This is a genomic window from Pelomonas sp. Root1217 (assembly GCF_001425705.1).
In the GTDB taxonomy this organism is placed as follows: Bacteria; Pseudomonadota; Gammaproteobacteria; order Burkholderiales; family Burkholderiaceae_C; genus Pelomonas.
In genome coordinates this window covers 428,177-447,034 of the sequence record NZ_LMDC01000028.1, presented here as the reverse complement: position 1 = coordinate 447,034, position 18,858 = coordinate 428,177, and the positions used below count along the sequence as shown (strand labels likewise).

At 67.8% G+C, this 18,858-nt stretch carries 18 protein-coding genes, 1 tRNA gene and 1 pseudogene; 10 read left to right on the top strand and 10 right to left on the bottom strand.

The window, feature by feature from the left end:
* Positions 1-106: 106 nt before the first annotated feature.
* From ASC95_RS22055 to ASC95_RS22040, 4 genes are all read left to right on the top strand, one after another.
* Entirely contained in the window at positions 107-1,030 is a 924-nt protein-coding gene (locus ASC95_RS22055) for a branched-chain amino acid ABC transporter permease (RefSeq protein WP_057299839.1), read from the top strand.
* A gap of 13 nt (positions 1,031-1,043) precedes the next feature.
* Positions 1,044-2,126: a branched-chain amino acid ABC transporter permease gene (locus ASC95_RS22050; RefSeq protein ID WP_057299838.1), complete on the top strand. Its 1,083-nt coding sequence runs from the start codon at positions 1,044-1,046 to the stop codon at positions 2,124-2,126.
* 14 nt (positions 2,127-2,140) lie between these two features.
* Positions 2,141-2,926, top strand: coding sequence for an ABC transporter ATP-binding protein (locus tag ASC95_RS22045; RefSeq protein ID WP_057299837.1), 786 nt, complete (start codon positions 2,141-2,143; stop codon positions 2,924-2,926).
* Between the two features lie 115 nt (positions 2,927-3,041).
* Positions 3,042-3,755 (top strand): ABC transporter ATP-binding protein, encoded by a 714-nt coding sequence (locus tag ASC95_RS22040; protein WP_057299836.1) that lies wholly within the window; start codon positions 3,042-3,044, stop codon positions 3,753-3,755.
* A gap of 51 nt (positions 3,756-3,806) precedes the next feature.
* Here ASC95_RS22040 and ASC95_RS22035 read toward each other — a convergent pair whose 3' ends face one another.
* The 6 genes and pseudogenes from ASC95_RS22035 to ASC95_RS22015 form a co-directional block, all read right to left on the bottom strand.
* Entirely contained in the window at positions 3,807-4,196 is a 390-nt protein-coding gene (locus ASC95_RS22035; protein WP_057299835.1) for a thiol-disulfide oxidoreductase DCC family protein, read from the bottom strand.
* Positions 4,193-4,759, bottom strand: coding sequence for a DUF4166 domain-containing protein (locus ASC95_RS32065; RefSeq protein ID WP_235538051.1), 567 nt, complete (start codon positions 4,757-4,759; stop codon positions 4,193-4,195). The genes ASC95_RS22035 and ASC95_RS32065 overlap by 4 nt, the downstream gene beginning before the upstream one ends.
* A pseudogene (locus tag ASC95_RS22030) lies at positions 4,742-5,854 on the bottom strand (saccharopine dehydrogenase NADP-binding domain-containing protein); the annotation flags it as partial. The gene ASC95_RS32065 and the pseudogene ASC95_RS22030, both read right to left, overlap by 18 nt.
* Positions 5,855-5,950: 96 nt before the next feature.
* A complete protein-coding gene (locus ASC95_RS22025) occupies positions 5,951-8,287 on the bottom strand; it encodes an alkaline phosphatase (protein WP_057299834.1) in 2,337 nt (778 codons plus the stop codon).
* Positions 8,288-8,300: 13 nt separating this feature from the next.
* Positions 8,301-9,776 (bottom strand): OmpP1/FadL family transporter, encoded by a 1,476-nt coding sequence (locus ASC95_RS22020; protein ID WP_057299833.1) that lies wholly within the window; start codon positions 9,774-9,776, stop codon positions 8,301-8,303.
* Positions 9,777-9,915: 139 nt separating this feature from the next.
* A complete protein-coding gene (locus ASC95_RS22015; protein ID WP_057299832.1) occupies positions 9,916-10,971 on the bottom strand; it encodes a Glu/Leu/Phe/Val dehydrogenase dimerization domain-containing protein in 1,056 nt (351 codons plus the stop codon).
* Between the two features lie 142 nt (positions 10,972-11,113).
* On the opposite strand from ASC95_RS22015, the gene ASC95_RS22010 reads away from it, so the two are divergent.
* Positions 11,114-11,797 carry a response regulator transcription factor gene (locus ASC95_RS22010; protein WP_082568006.1) on the top strand — a complete coding sequence of 228 codons (684 nt, stop codon included), beginning with the start codon at positions 11,114-11,116 and terminating at the stop codon, positions 11,795-11,797.
* The gene (locus tag ASC95_RS22005) at positions 11,794-13,509 is read left to right on the top strand and encodes a hybrid sensor histidine kinase/response regulator (RefSeq protein WP_057299830.1); all 1,716 of its coding nucleotides are present in this window, start codon (positions 11,794-11,796) and stop codon (positions 13,507-13,509) included. The genes ASC95_RS22010 and ASC95_RS22005 overlap by 4 nt, the downstream gene beginning before the upstream one ends.
* Here ASC95_RS22005 and ASC95_RS22000 read toward each other — a convergent pair.
* Positions 13,506-14,234, bottom strand: coding sequence for a 2OG-Fe dioxygenase family protein (locus tag ASC95_RS22000; RefSeq protein WP_057299829.1), 729 nt, complete (start codon positions 14,232-14,234; stop codon positions 13,506-13,508). The two genes, ASC95_RS22005 and ASC95_RS22000, sit on opposite strands and share 4 nt — an antisense overlap.
* 39 nt (positions 14,235-14,273) lie before the next feature.
* Positions 14,274-15,302, bottom strand: coding sequence for a CDP-6-deoxy-delta-3,4-glucoseen reductase (locus ASC95_RS21995; RefSeq protein ID WP_057299828.1), 1,029 nt, complete (start codon positions 15,300-15,302; stop codon positions 14,274-14,276).
* A gap of 72 nt (positions 15,303-15,374) precedes the next feature.
* Between ASC95_RS21995 and ASC95_RS21990 the strand changes: the two genes are divergently transcribed.
* Entirely contained in the window at positions 15,375-16,235 is an 861-nt protein-coding gene (locus ASC95_RS21990; RefSeq protein ID WP_235538012.1) for an NAD-dependent epimerase/dehydratase family protein, read from the top strand.
* On the opposite strand, the gene ASC95_RS21985 is transcribed toward ASC95_RS21990, so the two are convergent.
* Positions 16,232-16,813 (bottom strand): rhomboid family intramembrane serine protease, encoded by a 582-nt coding sequence (locus ASC95_RS21985; protein WP_057299826.1) that lies wholly within the window; start codon positions 16,811-16,813, stop codon positions 16,232-16,234. The two genes, ASC95_RS21990 and ASC95_RS21985, sit on opposite strands and share 4 nt — an antisense overlap.
* Positions 16,814-16,909: 96 nt before the next feature.
* A tRNA-Leu gene (locus ASC95_RS21980) sits at positions 16,910-16,994 on the bottom strand.
* A 91-nt stretch (positions 16,995-17,085) separates the two neighbouring features.
* Here ASC95_RS21980 and cysM point away from each other — a divergent pair.
* The 3 genes from cysM to ASC95_RS21965 are packed head-to-tail and all read left to right on the top strand — an operon-like array spanning position 17,086 to position 18,744.
* Positions 17,086-17,982, top strand: coding sequence for a cysteine synthase CysM (cysM, locus tag ASC95_RS21975; RefSeq protein ID WP_057299825.1), 897 nt, complete (start codon positions 17,086-17,088; stop codon positions 17,980-17,982).
* Complete coding sequence (locus tag ASC95_RS21970) at positions 17,979-18,512, top strand: NUDIX domain-containing protein (protein ID WP_057299824.1); 534 nt, start codon at positions 17,979-17,981, stop codon at positions 18,510-18,512. Before cysM ends, ASC95_RS21970 begins: the two co-directional genes overlap by 4 nt.
* 4 nt (positions 18,513-18,516) lie before the next feature.
* Positions 18,517-18,744, top strand: coding sequence for a sulfurtransferase TusA family protein (locus ASC95_RS21965; protein ID WP_057299823.1), 228 nt, complete (start codon positions 18,517-18,519; stop codon positions 18,742-18,744).
* Positions 18,745-18,858: the final 114 nt, after the last annotated feature.

Sequence of the window (18,858 nt, the reverse complement as noted above, 5' to 3'; positions counted from 1 at the left end):
ATACCGTCGGTGAATACCCTTGAAACGTCGTGATTGGCACGAGGGTTGCGATTTAACGCAGGTCGCGTGGCGCATGCTGCGCCCAACAATTTTTCCTGGAGCCCTCATGGAGACTCTGATTCAACAGATCATCAACGGCCTGGTGCTGGGGAGCATGTATGCCCTCGTCGCCCTGGGCTACACGATGGTCTACGGCATCATCAACCTCATCAATTTCGCCCACGGCGAGATCCTGATGGTGGGGGCCATGGTCAGCTGGACGCTGGTCACGCTGTTGGCGGATTCCGGCATCCCCGGCTGGCTGCTGATGCTGATCGGCCTGGCTGCCGCCATCGTCGTCTGCGCGACCCTGAACTTCGCGGTCGAGAAGATCGCCTACCGGCCGCTGCGCAACGCGCCACGCCTGGCGCCGCTGATCACGGCCATGGGCATGTCTCTGCTGCTGCAGGTGCTGGCCATGATCATCTGGAAGCCGAACCCCAAGCCCTTCCCCCTCCTGCTGCCGAACATCCCGTTTGACCTGGGCGGCCCGGTCATCACGGTCACGCAGTGCCTCATCCTCGGCCTCACCGTCGTCATCCTGGCCGGGCTCATGTATCTCGTGAACTTCACCAGGCTCGGCCGCGCGATGCGGGCCACGGCGGAGAACCCGCGCGTGGCCGGGCTGATGGGCGTGAAGCCCGACTTCATCATCTCCACCACCTTCGTCATCGGCGCCGCGCTGGCGGCCGTGGCCGGCCTGATGTGGGCGGCCAACTACGGCACGGTGCAGCACACCATGGGCTTCATGCCGGGCCTGAAAGCCTTCACGGCCGCGGTGCTGGGCGGCATCGGCAACCTCGCCGGCGCCGTGGTGGGCGGCGTGCTGCTCGGCCTCATCGAGGCCATCGGCGCGGGCTATCTGGGCGACCTGACCGGTGGCGTGCTGGGCAGCCACTATGCCGACATCTTTGCCTTCATCGCCCTCATCCTCGTGCTGACGCTGCGCCCATCGGGCCTGCTCGGCGAGCGTGTGGCCGATCGCGCTTGAAGGGAGCCAAGACATGGACACCAAGAAAATCTTCACCTTCCTCGCAGCGGCCATCGGCCTGCTCGTTGTGCCTCTGTTCGCACAGCAGCTCGGCAACGGTCCTGTGCGCATCATCGACCTGGCGCTGCTCTACGTGCTGCTGGCCCTGGGCCTGAACATCGTCGTCGGCTACGCCGGCCTGCTGGACCTGGGCTACGTGGCCTTCTATGCGGTCGGCGCCTACATGTTCGCGCTGATGGCCAGCCCGCACCTGAGCGAGAACTTCGAGGCCATCCAGGCCGCGTTCCCGACGGGGTTGCACTCGCCGATCTGGCTGGTCATCCCGGCCGGAGCGGCGCTGGCGGCCTTCTTCGGCGTAATGCTGGGGGCGCCGACGCTCAAATTGCGCGGCGACTACCTCGCCATCGTCACGCTCGGCTTCGGCGAAATCATCCGCGTCTTCCTGAACAACCTCGAGTACCCGGCCAACATCACCAACGGCCCGCGCGGCATCGGCCAGATCGACTCCTTCCACGTCTTTGGCGTGGACCTGGGCAAGTCCTGGGAGGTGTTCGGTTTCACGTTGCCGTCGGTGACGCTGTACTACTACCTCTTCCTGGCCCTCGTGGTGGCGGGCGTGGTGGTCTGCTATCGCCTGGAAAACTCGCGCATCGGCCGCGCCTGGATGGCCATCCGCGAGGATGAGATCGCCGCCAAGGCCATGGGCATCAACACCCGCAACTTGAAGCTGCTGGCCTTCGGCATGGGCGCCACTTTCGGCGGCGTGTCGGGCGCGATGTTTGCGAGCTTCCAGGGCTTCGTGTCGCCCGAGTCCTTCAGCCTGCAGGAGTCGGTCATGATCGTTGCCATGGTCGTGCTGGGTGGCATCGGCCACATCCCGGGCGTCATCCTTGGCGCGCTGATGCTGTCGGCCCTGCCCGAGGTGCTGCGCTATGTCGCCGGCCCGCTGCAGCAGATGACTGACGGTCGCCTCGATGCCTCCATCCTGCGCCAGCTGCTGGTGGCCCTGGCCATGATCGGCATCATGCTGGCCCGCCCGCGCGGCCTGTGGCCGGCGCCCGAGCACGGCAAGGTCGCTCCGCCCGTGGCCAAGTGAGGCAGGACACCAACATGAGCAAACACGACAACATCGTTCTCAACGTCAGCGGCGCGTCCAAGCGCTTCGGCGGCGTGCAGGCCCTGTCCGACGTCGGCATCCAGATCCAGCGCGGCCAGGTCTACGGCCTGATCGGCCCCAACGGCGCCGGCAAGACGACCTTCTTCAACGTCATCACGGGCCTGTATGTGCCGGACGGCGGCAGCTTCTCGCTGGGCGGTACGCCCTACACGCCGCAGGCTGTGCACCAGGTCGCCAAGGCGGGCATCGCGCGCACCTTCCAGAACATCCGCCTCTTCGCTGACATGACGGCCATCGAGAACGTCATGGTTGGCCGCCACATCCGTACCAAGTCTGGGCTGATCGGTGCGGTGTTCCGCACACCGAAGTTCAAGGCCGAGGAAGCCGCGATCAAGGCGCGTTCCCAGGAGCTGCTGGACTACGTCGGCATCGGCAAGTACGCGGACTACAAGGCCCGCACGCTGAGCTACGGCGACCAGCGCCGCCTGGAGATCGCCCGGGCCCTGGCCACCGACCCGCAGCTGATCGCGCTGGACGAGCCCGCCGCCGGCATGAACGCGACCGAGAAGGTCGTGCTGCGCGAGCTGATCGACCGCATCCGCAACGACGGCCGCACCATCCTGCTCATCGAGCACGACGTGAAGCTGGTCATGGGCCTGTGCGACCGCGTCACGGTGCTGGACTACGGCAAGCAGATCGCCGAAGGCACGCCCTACGACGTGCAGCGCAACGAAAAGGTGATCGAGGCCTACCTCGGCGCCGGCCACAAGAACCACTAAGGATGACCCACCCCCGTAGCGCTTCGCGCTCCCCCTCAAGGGGGCGCACCCAGTGGCCTGGCAAAGCCAGTTCCACGGGTGCCGCTTGGTCAACGCACGATTTGGAGTGATAGGTATGGCAGCAACCCTGCTCAAGGTTTCTGGCTTGAAGGTCGCCTACGGCGGCATCCAGGCCGTCAAGGGCGTCAGCTTCGAGGTGCGCGAGGGCGAACTGGTGTCGCTGATCGGCGCCAATGGCGCCGGCAAGACGACGACGCTGAAGGCCATCACCGGCCTGCAGCCCGTGGCCGCCGGCAGCGTGGAATACCTCGGCAAGCCCATCAAGGGCCAGGGCGCCTGGGACCTGGCCAAGCAGGGCCTGGTCATGGTGCCGGAGGGCCGCGGCACCTTCACGCGCATGACCATCACCGAGAACCTGCAGATGGGCGCCTACAACCGCAAGGACGGCGAGATTCAGGCTGACATGGACAAGGTCTTCGGCCTGTTTCCGCGCCTGAAGGAGCGCGCCAAGCAGCTGGCAGGCACGATGTCCGGTGGCGAGCAGCAGATGCTGGCCATGGGCCGCGCGCTGATGGCCCGCCCCAAGGTGCTGTTGCTGGACGAGCCGTCGATGGGCCTGTCGCCCATCATGGTGGACAAGATCTTTGAGGTCGTGAACGACATCCACCAGCAGGGCGTGACGGTGCTGCTCGTCGAGCAGAACGCCAGCCGTGCGCTGCAACTGGCCAACCGCGGCTATGTGATGGAGTCCGGCGAGGTGACGATGGAAGGCGAGGGCAAGGCCTTGCTGAACGACCCCAAGGTGCGCGCCGCCTACCTGGGCGAATGAGCGGCACCGCCGCCTGACGTGAACGCCCGGCGCTGCCGGGCGTTTGCTTTATCAGTCGAGGAATCTGGCCGCATGCTCAGGCTGCGGGCGGATGCAGACGGCCGAGCGCCCGAACAGCCGGTAGCGGTTCCTGGCGACCAGACGGTACAACGGATCTCTGACGATGGACGGGATCAGCCATGCGATCCAGGCCAGGCGCCAGGGCCAGCCCAACGCATGCAGCACGCGAAATATGGCTGCCGTTTGCTGCCAGGCGTGAGGGCCATCGACGAGCAGCAGCGTCTGCAAGCCTTCGGGCGCCAACCCCTCTGCGGCCAGCAAACGCCGCCCCGCGGCGCCCTGGATGGACGCAAAGCGCAAGCAGGCCTTGCTGTCATGTCGCAGGATGAACTGCACCCAGCCGCTGCAGAGCAGGCATTGGGCGTCGAACACGATGATCATGAACTGGCTTGCACCGGGCCGAGGTCGAGATGGCCGTCATAGGCCGCGACGGTGCCCAGCAGCGGCACGCCGGCGGCAACGCGGAAGTGCAGCTGGTCGTCCTTGCCGGTTTCCTCGGCCACCACCTGCGGCATCAGCCATCGTGGGCAGGGTAGCCCCATGAAGCGCAGGCCCTCAAGCTCCATCCTCAGCCGGCCATCGTCAACGCTCAAGCCAAAGGTCAGCCGGGCAGCCCCGAGCTTCTCCTGGATCTTGCCGGCCACCAGCCGCATGCGCGATGTCATGGTCCGCGTCGGGAAGTGGCGCGTCCAACATTCCGCCTCCGCGCTGGCATCGAGTTCGAAGCTGAGCGGGCCGCTGCCGGCACGGCGTGGCGTGCCAAGACAGAAGGCCAGCAGCCGGGCCGGCAGCGAACTCGGCGCCTGCGTCTGCACCCAGCCGGTCAGGACGGTGTGCCCCGCGAGCCGATGAAAGCGCTGCACCGCCGTTGGCAGTTGTGAATAGCTGGCGCCCAGCACGCGTTCGTAGAGGCTCAGGGCGTCGGTGGCGGGTGATTCGTGCATGTCGATGTGCAGGCCCTCTGATTCTCGTGCGAAGTCCTGCAGCGACAGCAGGCCCACGCAGGGCTGGGCGCCTGCGAGCGATGCGTCGCCGTGCTGCAGTTTGCGGATCAGCGCCGCAGCGGCCAGCGTGGGGACGAAGGGGCCATCGCCGTGAGTAGCAACCAGATGCCAGGTGCGGCTGCGCCTGATGCCTTCAGCAGTTTCCCCACTGACGCAGACGTGCATGGCGCCCGCGTTCGTTCCCAGGCCCCTGAACCGGTCGCCGAGCCACTTCAGGGCCACCGCATGAGCCGACCAGTCCTTGACGATGCCGATCCGGGCCAGCAGCGCCAGCGCGTTCATGCCTCGGTGCAGGAACGGCAATTCGAGGCCGGCGCCAAAGCTGATCGTTGGGCGGCCAGCATGGCGCCCGGGCAGCAGCGCGAGGTCAGGCACGTCACAGGGCGATAGCAGCCGCTCCCCGACCGGCGCGGGATAAAGGTGACGCCGGCTGCCAATCCAGCCAAAGCGGGGACGGTGCTCCACGGCCGGCAGGGCCTTGCCGCAGTAGCTCAGGATGGCGCGCACCGTGGCCAGGCCTCGTTCGGTACGGTTGCCCGGGCTGATGCCGATGTCGATGTGGTCGACGCGGGTGAGTCCCTGCGCCAGATGGCGAGCTGCTGCATCGGACAGGGCAGGTACGGAACTCGCGCCGCTGATGACGCTCAGGCCACGGTCCAGCGCGGCCTGGTTCAGGCTGCTGATGCCGACCACGAAATCCCGGCCGTCAGCCAGATCGATGTAGTGCGCGCCAGCGGCCATGCAGGCTTGGGCGACGTGATACCGCTGGCCCTGGAACGGGCCCGAGGTGTGCACGGTGACGTCGGGCGCCAGCGCCTTGAGATCGTCGGCGAAGGCCGGTGCGTCCGCATCGAGCGTGGCGCAGCCGAGTTGCGCGCGCGCCGCCCCGCGCAGCGCATCCACCAGGGCCAGGCCCTGTGCGGCGGACCGACCCGCCACGATAAGGTGCAGGTCCGGGCTGCGGGCCAGCCGTTCAACGAGACGGCGCCCGAAGAAGCCGTAGCCGCCGATGACCAGAACGCGGTAGAGAGGCATGCGGGAGTCTAAGCACGCGTCACAGGCGCCGATCTGCGTGGCGGGGCCAAAGAAAACGCCCGGCAATGCCGGGCGTTGTTCGTGCAGGCGGCCGCGTCAGAGTCCGGCGACCACGCTCACATCCGTCACGCCAGTGGCGACGCGAACCGTCCTTACGGCAGCCACCGGCGAAGCCGGCGCCGTGCCGCCCACCTGGCGCGCCATCTTCTTGAAGGTGCAGATCAGCTCGGTCTTGCTGAGCGACACGACGGCATAGCCTTGGGCGTCGCTGTCGACATGCTTGATCCAGGGGTTGTTGACCGGCGGTGCAACGGCCGTCGTCGGGTCGGCAAACGGGTTCAGGCGCTTGACGATCTCGGATGCCGGTACGAAGTTGGCCGGGATGCCCAGGGCCGCCGCCAGCTTTTGCTGGATCAGGCCGTAGAGCGTCATCGCTGCCACCGATTTGCCAGCGACGGCCATGCTCGTGATCAGGCCCGAGACCAGGGTGCCCATCGTGCCGGCCTGGGTTTCGTCGAAGGTGTTGACGATCGCCCGGGACAGCGAGGCCGTCGGTGCGAAGGCCGCAGCCGGCACTAGGCCCGCCTGGATGGCGCCCTGCACGGCGGCCTGGATGGCGGCCGTGTTGCTCAGGTCCGTCACCCCGGCGCCGATCGCGATGGCCGCGCTCAGCATCTGGATGGCGATGGCCTCGGCCTCGAACTCGCTGGTCGCCACCAGCGGCTTCAGCGCCGCGAACGAGGGCTGGGTGGCCGCACCGTAGAAGTAGCTGAAGTTGGAGTTGCTGGACACGCCGGCCGTGACGAGGTCGACCATCGCCGGCACGGGCGTGGCGGCGTCGTAGTCGGCCATCACCACGCCGGCGTAGAAAGCGTGGATGTCGCCGGTGACGGCCACGACGTTCTTGACGCCCTTGGCCAGCAGCTGGCCCAGCAGGTATTTGCGCTCGGCGTTGAAACCGTCCCACTGGTCGGCATTCAGCACGAACTTCGCCTTGAAGGCCGCGGGCGCGCCGGGGATCTTGTTGCCGTCCATGCCCATGCGCAGCAGCGAGACCTCGTTGCCCCAGATCTTCCACAGCGCGGTGGATGCCGTCATCGTCTGCACCCACCATTGGCGTTGCGCACCGCCCAGGACGCTGACCAGGGCCAGCGGGTCGGGCAGCGACGCGCCGGCGACCAGCTTGGCGGCCTCGACGCCCGCCAGCGTGGCCTGCGGCACCATGTAGCGCGCACCGATGCTGCCGACGGCCTGGCCCGTCAGCGGGCTGGGCGCGGCTTCGGGGATCAGGTGGTCGGCGCGGTACAGGCGCTGGTCGGTCATGACCAGGTGCATCAGCTTGCCGAACTTCAGGTCGCGGTAGATGCGGATGCCGGTGATGCCTTGGCCTGGGTCCAGCGTGAAGCTGATGTCGGCCGGCATGTTCTCGAACCAGGCTTGGTTGGCCGCCACGCGGCGCGAGGTCTGGGCCGTGTTGTCACCGACCTGTGTGGCCGCGTTGAACGTGCCGTTGTCGTAGGTCTCTCGGTCCTGCCAGCAGTCGTCGCTGAACTCGTGGTCGTCCCAGACAGCGACGAAGGCGAAGTGCTCGTGCAGGTTCTGCAGGCGGCGGTCGGTGCGATAGCGCTTGTACAGGTAGCGGTAGTCCCCCAGCGTCGTCGCGTACTTTCCTCCGGTGGGCAGGGCTGTGCCGTTGGGCAGCGCCAGCGCGGTGTGTGCGCTCTCGACGCCGCCGGCCTGGTAGTCGGCGCCGACAGCCTCGTAGATGTAGTCGCCCAGGTGGACGACGAAGTCGATGTTTTCCGTGGCCAGCGTGTCCATGCCGGCCCAGTGATTCACGCTCCAGTCCTGGCAGGAGATGAAAGCGAAGTTCAGCGCGTTGATGTCGGCATCGTTGGCAGGCGCCGTCTTGAAGCGGCCGACACGCGACACGCTGCTGCCAGCGGTGAACTGGTAGTAGTAGACGGTGGCGGGCTGCAAGCCGCTGATGCGGTGGCGCAGCGTGTGGTCGTAGAACTCGTAGACCGGCACGTCGGCGCTGGCGTCGACCGTGCCCGTCAGCGCGGACGTCGTGCCCAGCAGCGCCGCATTGCCCGCGGCGCTGCTGATCTTCAGCGTCACGGTATAGCTGCCGGCGCCGGCGGCGCTGGTCACGTCATCGGCCGTGCTCGGCACCACGCGGGCCCACAGCACGGCGCCGTCGGGCTTGGGGTCGCCCGAGGCGATCGATTGCGGGAACTTGAACGTGCCGCTCGCGGCGGCTGTCGTCGGCAGCGGCGTGCTGCTGCCTGGGAAGGTCTCGGGCAGTGGCTGGATAGGCGCACCGGCATCGCCACCGCCGCCGCAGCCGACGAGGCTGGACAGGGCGGTGGAAGCGGTGATCAGGGCGCCTGCTTGAGCGGCGCTGCGACGGAGAAAACTGCGGCGATCCATGATGTTCGCCTCCTCAGAACTTGTAGTTGAACTGGACACCGAAGATGGTGGCCTTGGAGGCGTAGTTGCCGCGTGCGGTCGAGTAGGCGCAGTTGCAGGGTTGCTCGCCGTCGCCGTCATCGGTCGCGTTCATCGCCGCGTCCTTGAGCTTCACCTTGCCAAAGGAGAAGTCGACGCTGGCGTTGTCCATCAGGGCCAGGTTGGCGCCGAGGGCGACCCAGGTCCGGTGGGCATCGGGCAGGGCCGGGCTGCGCGTCGCTGAGGGCACGGGCGACATGTCCTTGCTGTAGCCGCCCCGCAGCAGTAGCGCCGGCAGGGCCTGCCATTGGGCGCCGACCGAGACCCTGGTGCTGTCCTTCCAGTGCTCGGCGGTCGTCGAATCGGCCGTGCTGTTGGCGAAGTCGATGCGCAGCTGCTTCAGGCGCGAGTCGCGCGTGATCGTGAAGTCACCCAGGACGGCGATGGTGGGCGTCAGCTGATGGAAGCCGTGGATGGACAGCGACTCGGGCGTGCGCACCGAGAGGCTGACGTCGGAGTCGTTGTGGTCCAGGGCCGAGACGCCGTTGTAGGGCTTGGCCGTGATGGCGGCCAGCACCTCGGCGGGCAGGTTGTTGGGTTGGGTCCAGTCGGCGCTGCCCTTGAGCTTGTGGCTGACGCTGCTGCGGTAGCTCAGGCCCATGCGCGTGCCGGCGGCTGGCTCCCACAGCAGGGCGAGGTTGAAGCCCAGGCCCCAGTCCTTGCCCTCGACGGCGATGGAGCCGTCATAGGCCGGGTTGCCGAAAACGGTGGCGGCCTGCTGCTGCAGCTGCAGCGCCAGACCCGGCGCGCCAGCCGCGGCCGCCTGATGGGCGGCGTTGAGCAGGCCGGCGGCGTAGACGGAGGCATAGGGCACGGCGCGGCGCAGCTTGCCTTCCATGTACTGGATGTTCAGGCCGGCCGCGAGCGACAGCTCGGGCGAGGTCTTCCAGGCGACGTTGGGGTTGACCGAGATGGATTTCAGCTCAACCTTCTGCAGGTTGTAGCGGCCGCCCCAGTCGGCTCTGTAGTCGAGCTTGGTGCCCCAGGGCACGAAGACGCCCAGGCCATAGGCCAGGTTGTCGTTGGCCTTGTAGGCCGCATAGAGATGGGGCACAGCCGCGCCCTTGGCAAAGCTCATCGTGTCGCCGACGGTGCCCGTCGACCGCGGCGCGAGGCCGGAGCCGGGCAGGGAGATGAAGGAGCCCTGGTCGGTGAAGCGGGTCTTGGGGTCGACGTAGTCAACGACGCCGGAGAAGTTCCAGCCCGACAGGCGCGTGATGCCGGCGGGGTTGGCAAAGAGGGTGCTGGCGTCGGCGGCCTCGGCGCCGTTGGCATTGGCCGTGCCTTCACCGGCGGCGCTCTGGGTGCCGAAGCGGTAACCGGCAGCCTCGGCGCCGAGGGCCAGCGGCAGCAGCGCCAACGCCGCCAGCAGGGGGCGCAGCGCGCCCGCAGGACGGGGGGTTCTAGTCATGGGCCTGTCTCCGTAATCGTGCGTAACCGCGCGATTTTGCGCAGCGCTTGTGTCGCGCGCAGGACAAGACAAACCCTGGACTCGAGAGGCCTCTCTAGTGTTGGCCGGGCGCAACCACCCGACCAAACTAGGGGCTGACTCAGGCCGTTCGAACGAGCTTGGAGCGTGCCCAGTCATCAGCCACGCGCGCCGGCGTCGAGTCGGCCGTCTGCACGCGCTGCAGCAGCTCTTCCACGCGCTCGGCGATCTTGCTGACCTCGGCCATGACGGCTGCTTCCTCGCCTTCGTTGCGGTACTCACGGGCCACGCTGATGATGCCGCCGGCATTGACCAGGTAGTCAGGCAGATAGCAGATGCCGCGGCGCTGCAGCGCGTCGCCGTCATCCGGCGTGGCGAGCTGGTTGTTGGCTGCGCCGGCGATCAGCTTGGCACGCAGCGTCGGCACCGTCTTCTCGTTCAGCGAGGCGCCCAGCGCGCAGGGGGCCAGCACGTCGACATCGGCAGCCAGGATGTCCGCCACGCTGGCGGCGGTGGCGCCGAACTGCGCGACGGCGCGCTCGACCTTGGCCACGTCCACGTCAGCCACGACCAGCTTGGCGCCGGCCTTGTGCAGGAACTCGGCCAGATGCCAGCCGACAGCGCCCAAGCCCTGCAGCGCGACGCGCACGCCGTCCAGCGAGGAGCGGCCCAGCACGAGACGGGCGCCGGCCCGGATGGAGACGAACACGCCCCAGGCGGTCTTGGGACTCGGATCGCCACCGAAGGCGCCTTCGCGCGGGATGCCGCTCACATAGGGCGTCACGGCCTGCATGCCGCGCATGTCGGCGGTCGTCGTGCCGACGTCCTCGGCGGTGATGTAGGCGCCGGCCAGCGACTGCACGGCACGGCCGAAGGCGGCGAACAGGGCAGGGCGGTCGAAGGCGCCCTCGGGCTTCAGGATGACGGCCTTGCCGCCGCCGAAGGGCAGATCGGCCAGCGCGTTCTTCAGGCTCATGCCCTGGGACAGGCGCAGCGCGTCGTTCAGCGCGGCGGCTTCGGACTCGTAGTGCCACAGGCGGCAGCCACCGAAGGCGGGACCGCGGGCGGTGCTGTGCACGGCCAGGATGGCCTTGAGGCCGGTGGCCGGGTCGGTGGCGAGCAGCACGCGCTCATGCGGGGACTGTTCGGGCAGGCCGAAGAGGGAGGTCGGGTTCATGCGGTGGGCGCTTTTGGCGCGGCAGTGGGGAGGGATGGCCGCGCTTTTGGCGAGGCCGGGGTCAATCTTAGTGGACCGCCCGGCACGGTTAACCTTCGCACCTGAGATGACATAAGCGCGGATGACAGCGCCATAGAGAGGGGTGGATGTGCGGGCTCTGTTAATTGATGACGAGGACCTGGTGCTGGAAGGACTAGAGGCTTTTCTCCAGGTCAGCATGCCCGATCTCAGCCTGGACAAGAGCAGTGAACTGGCGGTGGCCGTCGAACTGGCCACGAACCTGCCCTATGAGTTGATCCTGCTGGACTGGCATCTGACCGGTGCGGATGGCCGCCAGCACGACGGCCGGGCGGTGATCGATGCCTTGCGCGCGACTGGATCCCGGGCGCCCATCCTTGTCGTATCGGGCGGCGACCCGACGCCCTGGCCACAGCGGGTGTTCGAGCTGGGCTTGGCGGGCTTCGTGCCCAAGCGCGCGAGCGGCGCCACGCTGATCGAGGCGATCCGGATTGCTATGGGCGGCGGCGTCTTCCTGCTGGACAGGGCCTTGCAGCAGCGCGCGCGCGTGGTGGCGAGGCCGACGGCGGAGGTGGCTCTTTCGCCCGACGACGCCGCAGCCTTGCAACAGCGTTTCCCCGCGCTTACCGAGCGCCAGGCGGAGGTGTTTCGCATCATGTTGCGCGGAGCGAGCAACAAGGAGATCGCTCGCGAACTGGACATCGGCGTCAATACCGTGCACACCCATGTGCGCGGTGTGCTGGCGGCCGTGGGGGCCCAGCGGCGCGGCGAAGCCGTTTTCCGCGTCGTCGGCGGCAGCCAGGCATGACGCCGGAAACAGCGCAGTCGGCCCTGGCGCGCCGGCTGGTCATGGCGCGCTCGCAGGTGCTGCGCGCGCAGTGGCCCATCACACTTGCACATGCCCTCGTGGCGTGGGCGTTGTGGCGCGATGGCCTGGAGACTGCCGCGGCCGCCTGGTTCGTGGTCATGACAGGCGTCAACCTCGCACGCAGCTGGCAGTTGCCCAGGCTGTCCGCCGTCACCGAAGAGGAAGCGCAGCGGGTCAGCCGCATTGCGTTCAACTGGCTGGTGGTCATCGGCCTGCTGCGCCCGGTTCCGGTGCTGCTGACGCTGCTCGGCCATGACGCGCAAGGCCTCTACCTGATCACCATGATCATGCTGGGTCTCACGGTGGGCGGCGCGCCCAATCTGGCGGGCCTGATGCACCTCTACGACGTCTGGGCGGCACCGCTGTTCCTCGCCTTTGGCGGCGTCTGGCTGGCGCGCGCCGATGTCGAAGGTGTCGCGATCGCGCTGCTGCTGGCCATGTTTTTCGTCGTGCTGCGCTCCTATGTCCGGGACTACGGCGCCGTGCTAGCTCGTGAGATGACCTGGGCTGAGCAACTGCGCGTGGAACGCGACCGCGCCGAAGAGGCGATCGTGGCGCGGGGGCGCTTCTTCGCCGCGGCCAGCCACGACCTGCGCCAACCCGTTGCCGCGATGCGCTGGTACGGCGAAGCGGTGGAGGAGCATGCTCGGCTGCTGGGTCACGAGGGGCTGAAGCAGATCGGCGAGGGCATCGCCCGGGCGATGGCACGCGCCGACCCGCTGCTGGCGCAGTACCTGGAAATCTCGCGGCTGGAAGCGCGCGAGGCGCCGTTGCCGCTGAGCACCGTCGATCTGGGCGAGTTGTTGCGGCAGACGGCCGACGCCTGGGCTCCGCAGGCCCGTCAGCAGGGGCTGAGCATCCGGGTCGAATCGCCCGAGGCCTTGGGCCTGGGCGACGAGCCCACCCTGCGACGCATCCTCGACAACCTGGTGGCCAATGCGATCAAGTTCACGCCTGCTGGCGCGGTGACGCTGGCGGTCGAAGCCGCGACACCAGGCCGTTGGCGGGTCAGCGTCAGCGATACCGGTGTCGGCATCGCGCCCGCCGACCAGAGCCACGTCTTCGATGACTTCTTCCAGATTGGCAATGCGGCGCGCGCCAGCGAGAAGGGCGTGGGCCTGGGGCTGTCCATCGCCCGGCGCCATGCCGAACGCCTGGGCAGTGCACTGCGACTGAGCAGCATGCCGGGACAGGGCAGCCGCTTTGAATTCGAGCTTTCCGGCGCCGATGACCGGCCGGCCTTGGCAGCGGCGCCGGTCCATGTGCAGCAGGACGACCTGCCGGCCGAGCTGAACTTCCTCGTCGTCGATGACGATGCGGAAGTCCGGCAAGCACTCAGGGCACGCTTGGAAGCCAGGGGCTGGATTGCGCACACGGCATCGACGATGGACGAGGCGCTGGCGCAATGGCGTGGCGGCGTCGTGCCGGACATTGTGCTTGCCGACCACCGCCTGGGCGACGACCGCACCGGTGCGGAATTGATCGCCGCCCTGCGCGCCGAGGGCTGCGAGGCGCCGGCAATCATCATCACCGGCGATACCGCGCCGGATCGCCTGGCCCAGCTGTCTCGCAGCGGGTTGGCGGTGCTGCACAAGCCGGTCAGCGACCGCCTGCTGGTACAGGCCGTGGGGCAGCTGCTGGCTGTGGCCTAGGGACCTTGGAAGCCGCCGCTACGCAGGGTCAGGACCAGCGTGTCGCGCCAGCCGCGTTCGCCAGCCACCAAAGGCTGGATAGGCGTGGTTTCGTGGATCACGCGGGCATCGTCCAGCAGCAGCGTCGTCCAGGGCCGCGTCATCGTGAAGCGTTGCCCGGCCGGGCCGTTGGCGTCGAAGACCCGCGACTCGCCGCCCTTGATCGCATGGCGGTCCACAAGCAGCACGGCCACGAGGTCGACGCCGTCGCGGTGCGCGCCCTCGGGTGTCGGCCGGCCGATGCCGTCGCTGGTGTCGATGCGAAAGGGGTGGGCCTCGATGAACCAGGGCTGCTCACCCTTCAGCGCCGACGCAGTGCGGGCCAGGCCCAGCAGCAAGGCCGTCCAGGCGGGCGCGGCGGCCATCTCCTGGGCCAGCGGCACATACCAGCGCTGGATGCCGCCGTGCAGCGCGTTGTAGTCCAGCGGCTGCCAGTGGGCGCGGTGGGGCTGAAGAGTCAGCGTGTCACCTTCGGCCACGAAGCAACCGTGGCGGCGGAAGCGGTAGCGGCCGCCATCGCGCAGGTAGCCATCGGGCGGTAGGTCGTCCCAGCAAGGCTTGAGGGCGGCCAACTCTTCAGCCGAGACGCCCAGGACCGGGAGGGAACTCGGAGCCAGGACAGCTTCGCCATCGCGTCTGAGCGCGTCGACCAGCTCAGCAGCAGGGGTCCACGGGGGTTCGAACATCAGTGCCTGTCGTTGCGACTCATGGCAGACATGCCCACGCTACGCGTTTGCATGTTTGTCCGCCTCGGAGGTAAAGGCATCCGCGTAGAACTCTTCCGCCGGCAGGTTGCACTGCGCGACGAAGTCCCGCTGCGCCGACTCGACCACGATGGGCGCGCCGCAGGCGTAGACCTGATGGCCCGTCATGTCGGCCAAGTCTTCCATGACGGCACGGTGGACGAACCCCGTGCGGCCTGTCCAGCCCTCGTCGGGCTCGGACAGGACAGGCACATAAGTCAGTTGCGGCCACTCGGCGGCGATCTGCGTGACCCAGTCGTTCAGATACAGGTCGGCCTGCTTGCGCGCACCCCAGTACAGCACCATGGGCCGGCTCGACTCGATGTGGCGGGCGCGTTCGATGATGGCCTTGATGGGTGCAAAGCCGGTGCCGCTGGCCAGCAGCACGATAGGCTTGTCGCTGTCCTCGCGCAGGAAGAAGCTGCCGAAGGGCCCTTCCATGCGCAGGATGTCCTTCTCCTTGAGCGCGCCGAAGACATGGTCGGTGAACTTGCCGCCAGGCATGTGGCGGATGTGCAGCTCGATCTGGCCCGGCAGGCTGTGCGGCGCATTGGCCATCGAGTAGCTGCGGCGCGAGCCGTCACGCAGGATGAACTCGACGTACTGGCCGGCGCGGAACTGGAAGTTCTGGTTGGCCGCCAGTTGCATCGTCAGCACGGCCACGTCGGGCGCCGGGCGCAATATGGCAGAGACGCGGCTGGGCAGCTTCAGCACCGGGAACTCGCCGGCGCCGGGCACCGTGCGGGCCTCGACGGTGCAGTCGGTCTGCGGCCGGGCGCAGCAGGTCAGCACATACCCGGCCGCTTCCTCCTCGGCGGTCAGCGCCTTGGGCTGGTGGTTGCCGTGGATGACGGCACCTTCCAGCAGCTTGCTCTTGCAGGAGCCGCAGGCGCCGTCCTTGCAGCCATAGGGCAGGCCGACGCCATTGCGGATCGCGGCGGCAAGCAGGGTGTCGTCGCCCTCGGTCGTGTAGACGCGGCCGGCGGGCTGGATGGTGATCTGATGGGACATGGCTTCCAAATACAGCGGCCCCGCAGGAAATTCCGGGGCCGTAGACTGCGCGCCATTTTGCCCGAGGCCGGTTTGACCCCAAGACTCCTCATCATTGGCTGCGGCGACGTCGGCCTGCGCGTCCTCAAGCTGCTCGCGGGCCGCTGGCGTGTGTTTGCGCTGACGTCCAGGGCCAGCCGCGCCGCGGAACTCAGGGCCGCAGGGGCTGTCCCGCTGGTTGGAAATCTCGATGAGGCAGTGACGCTCGCACGCCTTGCCGGCCTGGCAGACCTCGTACTGCATCTCGCGCCGCCGGCGCGCGACGGCGACGCGGACCTGCGCACCCGCAACCTGCTCACCGCCCTCGCGCGCCGGCCGCCAGCCGCGCTGGTCTATGCGAGCACGACCGGCGTCTACGGCGATTGCGCTGGCGCCTTGATCGACGAGACGCGGGCCCTCGAGCCAGCGACCGATCGCGCGCGCCGACGTGTCGACGCCGAGGCCCAACTGCGCGCCTTCGGTCGCCGCCACGGTACGCGCATCAGCCTGTTGCGCATCCCAGGCATCTATGCCCGCGACCGCGAAGGAGGCCACCCGCGCGAGCGCCTGGCGCGGGGCACGCCGGTGTTGAGACGGGAGGACGATGTCTACACCAACCACATCCATGCCGATGACCTGGCGCAGGCCTGCCTGCTGGCGCTGCTGCGCGGCCTGCCGCAGCGCGCCGTCAATGTCTGCGACGACAGCCAGTTGCTGATGGGCGAGTACTTCGACCTGGCCGCTGACCTTGGCGGTCTGCCGCGGCCTGAGCGCATCACGCGCGCGGAAGCGGCCGAACGGATGAGCGCCATGCAGCTGAGTTTCTGGAGCGAATCGCGCCGGTTGAGCAATGCCCGTCTCAGGCGCGAGCTGCGATTGGCCCTGCGCTACTCAACCCCGAAAGAAGGCCTCTAGCCACGCCGCCGCGGTGAGCGCCAGTGGCGGATCAACAGCCAGGCACCCAGCATGCCGCCCAGGTGGGCGAAGTGGGCAATGCCGCTGCTGCCGCTGAAACCCAGGATCAGTTCCAGGCCGCCGAAGATGGCGACGAAGTATTTCGCCTTCATCGGGATCGGCGGGATCAGCGGCACGATGATGCGGTTGGGAAACAGCATGCCGAAGGACAGCAGCAGGCCGAAGATCGCGCCGGAGGCCCCGACGGTGGGCGACTGGGCACCGATGACCCAGGTAAAGATCAGTTGCACGATGGCGGCGCTCAGTGCGCTGGCTACCAGCATCTGCGTGTAGCGCCGCGCGCCCCAGACGCGCTCCAGCTCGCCGCCGAACATCCAAAGGCCCAGCATGTTGAACAGCAGATGCTCGAAGCTGCCATGCTGGAAGGCATAGCTCAACAGCTGCCAGGGCATGAAGAAGCCCGAGTTCAGCGGCCAGAGCTGGAACCAATAGGCCCACCCCGGGAAGAGGTAGAAGAAGCAGAAAGCACCGACGCAGGCCAGGATGAAGGCCTTGGTGACTGAAGGCAGTGGGGGCATGGATCGCGCGGCTTGCGCCCGAGGAGGGCGCCTGCACCGGGAGGGCCGGTGCTTGTCGTTTTGAGTATGCCAGCACAAGCCGGCTGCTGTTTCGCCTGGTGCCCGGGGCCGGACTCGAACCGGCACACCTTGCGGCGGGGGATTTTGAGTCCCCTGCGTCTACCGATTTCGCCACCCGGGCCCGTCGGAAACAGCATCGCGCTTTGCACGCGAGGGGCGGATTATGCACTCGACAAGGCTCGGCTTTGTTCCCGCTGCCACAATCGTCGCCCATGAGCTACCCGACCCTCGAAGACGTCATCGGCGCAACCCCCCTCGTGCGCCTGCAGCGACTGCTCGGCGATGACGCGCGCGGCAATGTGATCCTGGCCAAGCTGGAGGGCAACAACCCGGCCGGCTCCGTGAAGGACCGGCCCGCCATCAGCATGATCAAGCGCGCCGAGGAGCGCGGCGAGATCAAGCCGGGCGACACGCTGATCGAGGCGACTTCCGGCAATACCGGCATCGCGCTGGCCATGGCCGCGGCCATCCGCGGCTACCGCATGGTGCTGATCATGCCGGAGGACCTGTCCATCGAGCGCGCCCAGACGATGAAGGCCTTCGGTGCTGAACTGATCCTGACGCCCAAGACCGGAGGCATGGAGTACGCCCGTGACCTGGCTGAGCAGATGGCCGGCGAAGGCAAGGGCCGCGTGCTGGACCAGTTCGCCAATGCCGACAATCCACGCGCCCACTACGAGACCACCGGTCCCGAGCTGTGGAAGGACACCGGCGGACGCATCACCCATTTCGTCAGTGCGATGGGTACGACGGGCACCATCACCGGCGTGTCGCGCTTCCTGAAGGAGAAGAACGCTGCGGTGCGCATCGTCGGCGCCCAGCCGGCCGAAGGCTCGCGCATCCCGGGCATCCGCAAGTGGCCCGAGGCCTACATGCCCAGGATCTATGACCCGAGCGGCGTGGACGAACTGGTGCTGGTCAGCCAGAGCGACGCCGAGGACATGGCGCGCCGCCTGGCTCGTGAGGAGGGCCTGTTCGCCGGCATCTCGTCCGCCGGCGCCTGCTGGGTGGCACTGCAGATCGCCCGCCGCGTCGAGAACGCGACCATCGCCTTCATCGTCTGCGACCGCGGCGACCGCTATCTGTCGACGGGTGTGTTTCCTGCATGACGGAGTACAAGTTCTGTCCCGTCTGCGCGACGCAGCTGGGCTGGATCACGCAGGCCGAGGACGGTGGCGACAAGGAACGCCTGCGCTGCCCGGCCTGCGGCTTCACGCACTGGAACAACCCGACGCCGGTGCTGGCCGCCGTCATCGAATGCACGGACCGCGACGGCCAGGTGCTGCTGGCCCGCAACGCGGCCTGGCCGGGGCGCTTCTTCGGCCTGATCACGGGCTTCATGGAGTCCGGCGAGACGCCAGAGGAGGGCATCCGTCGCGAGATCGCCGAGGAGACTTCGCTAGAGGTGGACAGCCTGAACCTGCTCGGCGTCTGGGATTTCCAGCGTATGAACCAGATCATCATTGCCTATCATGCGGCTGCGCGGGGCGACATCCGCCTGTCGCCCGAGCTGGCCGAGTACAAGCTGATCGCGCCCGAGGACGTGCGTTGCTGGCCACAGGGCACCGGTCAGGCGCTCGCGACCTGGCTGCGCAGCAAGGGCCTCGAACCCCAATGGCTTGACCTGAAGCGAGAATGAAGCCATGGACGTCCAACGCGAGATCGACACCCGGGGCCTGAACTGCCCGCTGCCTATCCTGAAGGCCAAGAAGGCGCTGGCCGAGATGCAAAGCGGTGAATTGCTGCGGGTGGTGGCGACCGACCCGAGCTCGACGCGCGACTTCCAGGCCTTTGCACGCCAGACGGGCAATGAACTCGTGGCCCAGGAAACCCGGGCCGACGAATTCATCCACGTGCTGCGCAGACGCTGAGCAGGCCCTGGTCAGTTGGGGGCAGAGCTGCTCGCTGCGCCCGGTCCGTCCCGCAAAGCCAATCCTGAGTCAGTTGGGGACAGAGCTACTCGCTACGCTCGCGCGGTCTGTCCC

What these genes read in the sequence shown, in the direction of transcription:
- ASC95_RS21970 (WP_057299824.1), top strand. Translation starts at nt 17,979, where the DNA reads ATGACGGAGTACAAGTTCTGTCCCGTCTGCGCGACGCAGCTGGGCTGG.
- ASC95_RS22040 (WP_057299836.1), top strand. Translation starts at nt 3,042, where the DNA reads ATGGCAGCAACCCTGCTCAAGGTTTCTGGCTTGAAGGTCGCCTACGGC.
- ASC95_RS22005 (WP_057299830.1), top strand. Translation starts at nt 11,794, where the DNA reads ATGACGCCGGAAACAGCGCAGTCGGCCCTGGCGCGCCGGCTGGTCATG.
- ASC95_RS21965 (WP_057299823.1), top strand. Translation starts at nt 18,517, where the DNA reads ATGGACGTCCAACGCGAGATCGACACCCGGGGCCTGAACTGCCCGCTG.
- cysM (WP_057299825.1), top strand. Translation starts at nt 17,086, where the DNA reads ATGAGCTACCCGACCCTCGAAGACGTCATCGGCGCAACCCCCCTCGTG.
- ASC95_RS22025 (WP_057299834.1), bottom strand. Translation starts at nt 8,287, where the DNA reads ATGGATCGCCGCAGTTTTCTCCGTCGCAGCGCCGCTCAAGCAGGCGCC.
- ASC95_RS22055 (WP_057299839.1), top strand. Translation starts at nt 107, where the DNA reads ATGGAGACTCTGATTCAACAGATCATCAACGGCCTGGTGCTGGGGAGC.
- ASC95_RS22020 (WP_057299833.1), bottom strand. Translation starts at nt 9,776, where the DNA reads ATGACTAGAACCCCCCGTCCTGCGGGCGCGCTGCGCCCCCTGCTGGCG.
- ASC95_RS22035 (WP_057299835.1), bottom strand. Translation starts at nt 4,196, where the DNA reads ATGATCATCGTGTTCGACGCCCAATGCCTGCTCTGCAGCGGCTGGGTG.
- ASC95_RS21985 (WP_057299826.1), bottom strand. Translation starts at nt 16,813, where the DNA reads ATGCCCCCACTGCCTTCAGTCACCAAGGCCTTCATCCTGGCCTGCGTC.
- ASC95_RS32065 (WP_235538051.1), bottom strand. Translation starts at nt 4,759, where the DNA reads ATGCACGAATCACCCGCCACCGACGCCCTGAGCCTCTACGAACGCGTG.
- ASC95_RS22045 (WP_057299837.1), top strand. Translation starts at nt 2,141, where the DNA reads ATGAGCAAACACGACAACATCGTTCTCAACGTCAGCGGCGCGTCCAAG.
- ASC95_RS22050 (WP_057299838.1), top strand. Translation starts at nt 1,044, where the DNA reads ATGGACACCAAGAAAATCTTCACCTTCCTCGCAGCGGCCATCGGCCTG.
- ASC95_RS21995 (WP_057299828.1), bottom strand. Translation starts at nt 15,302, where the DNA reads ATGTCCCATCAGATCACCATCCAGCCCGCCGGCCGCGTCTACACGACC.
- ASC95_RS22015 (WP_057299832.1), bottom strand. Translation starts at nt 10,971, where the DNA reads ATGAACCCGACCTCCCTCTTCGGCCTGCCCGAACAGTCCCCGCATGAG.
- ASC95_RS22000 (WP_057299829.1), bottom strand. Translation starts at nt 14,234, where the DNA reads ATGTTCGAACCCCCGTGGACCCCTGCTGCTGAGCTGGTCGACGCGCTC.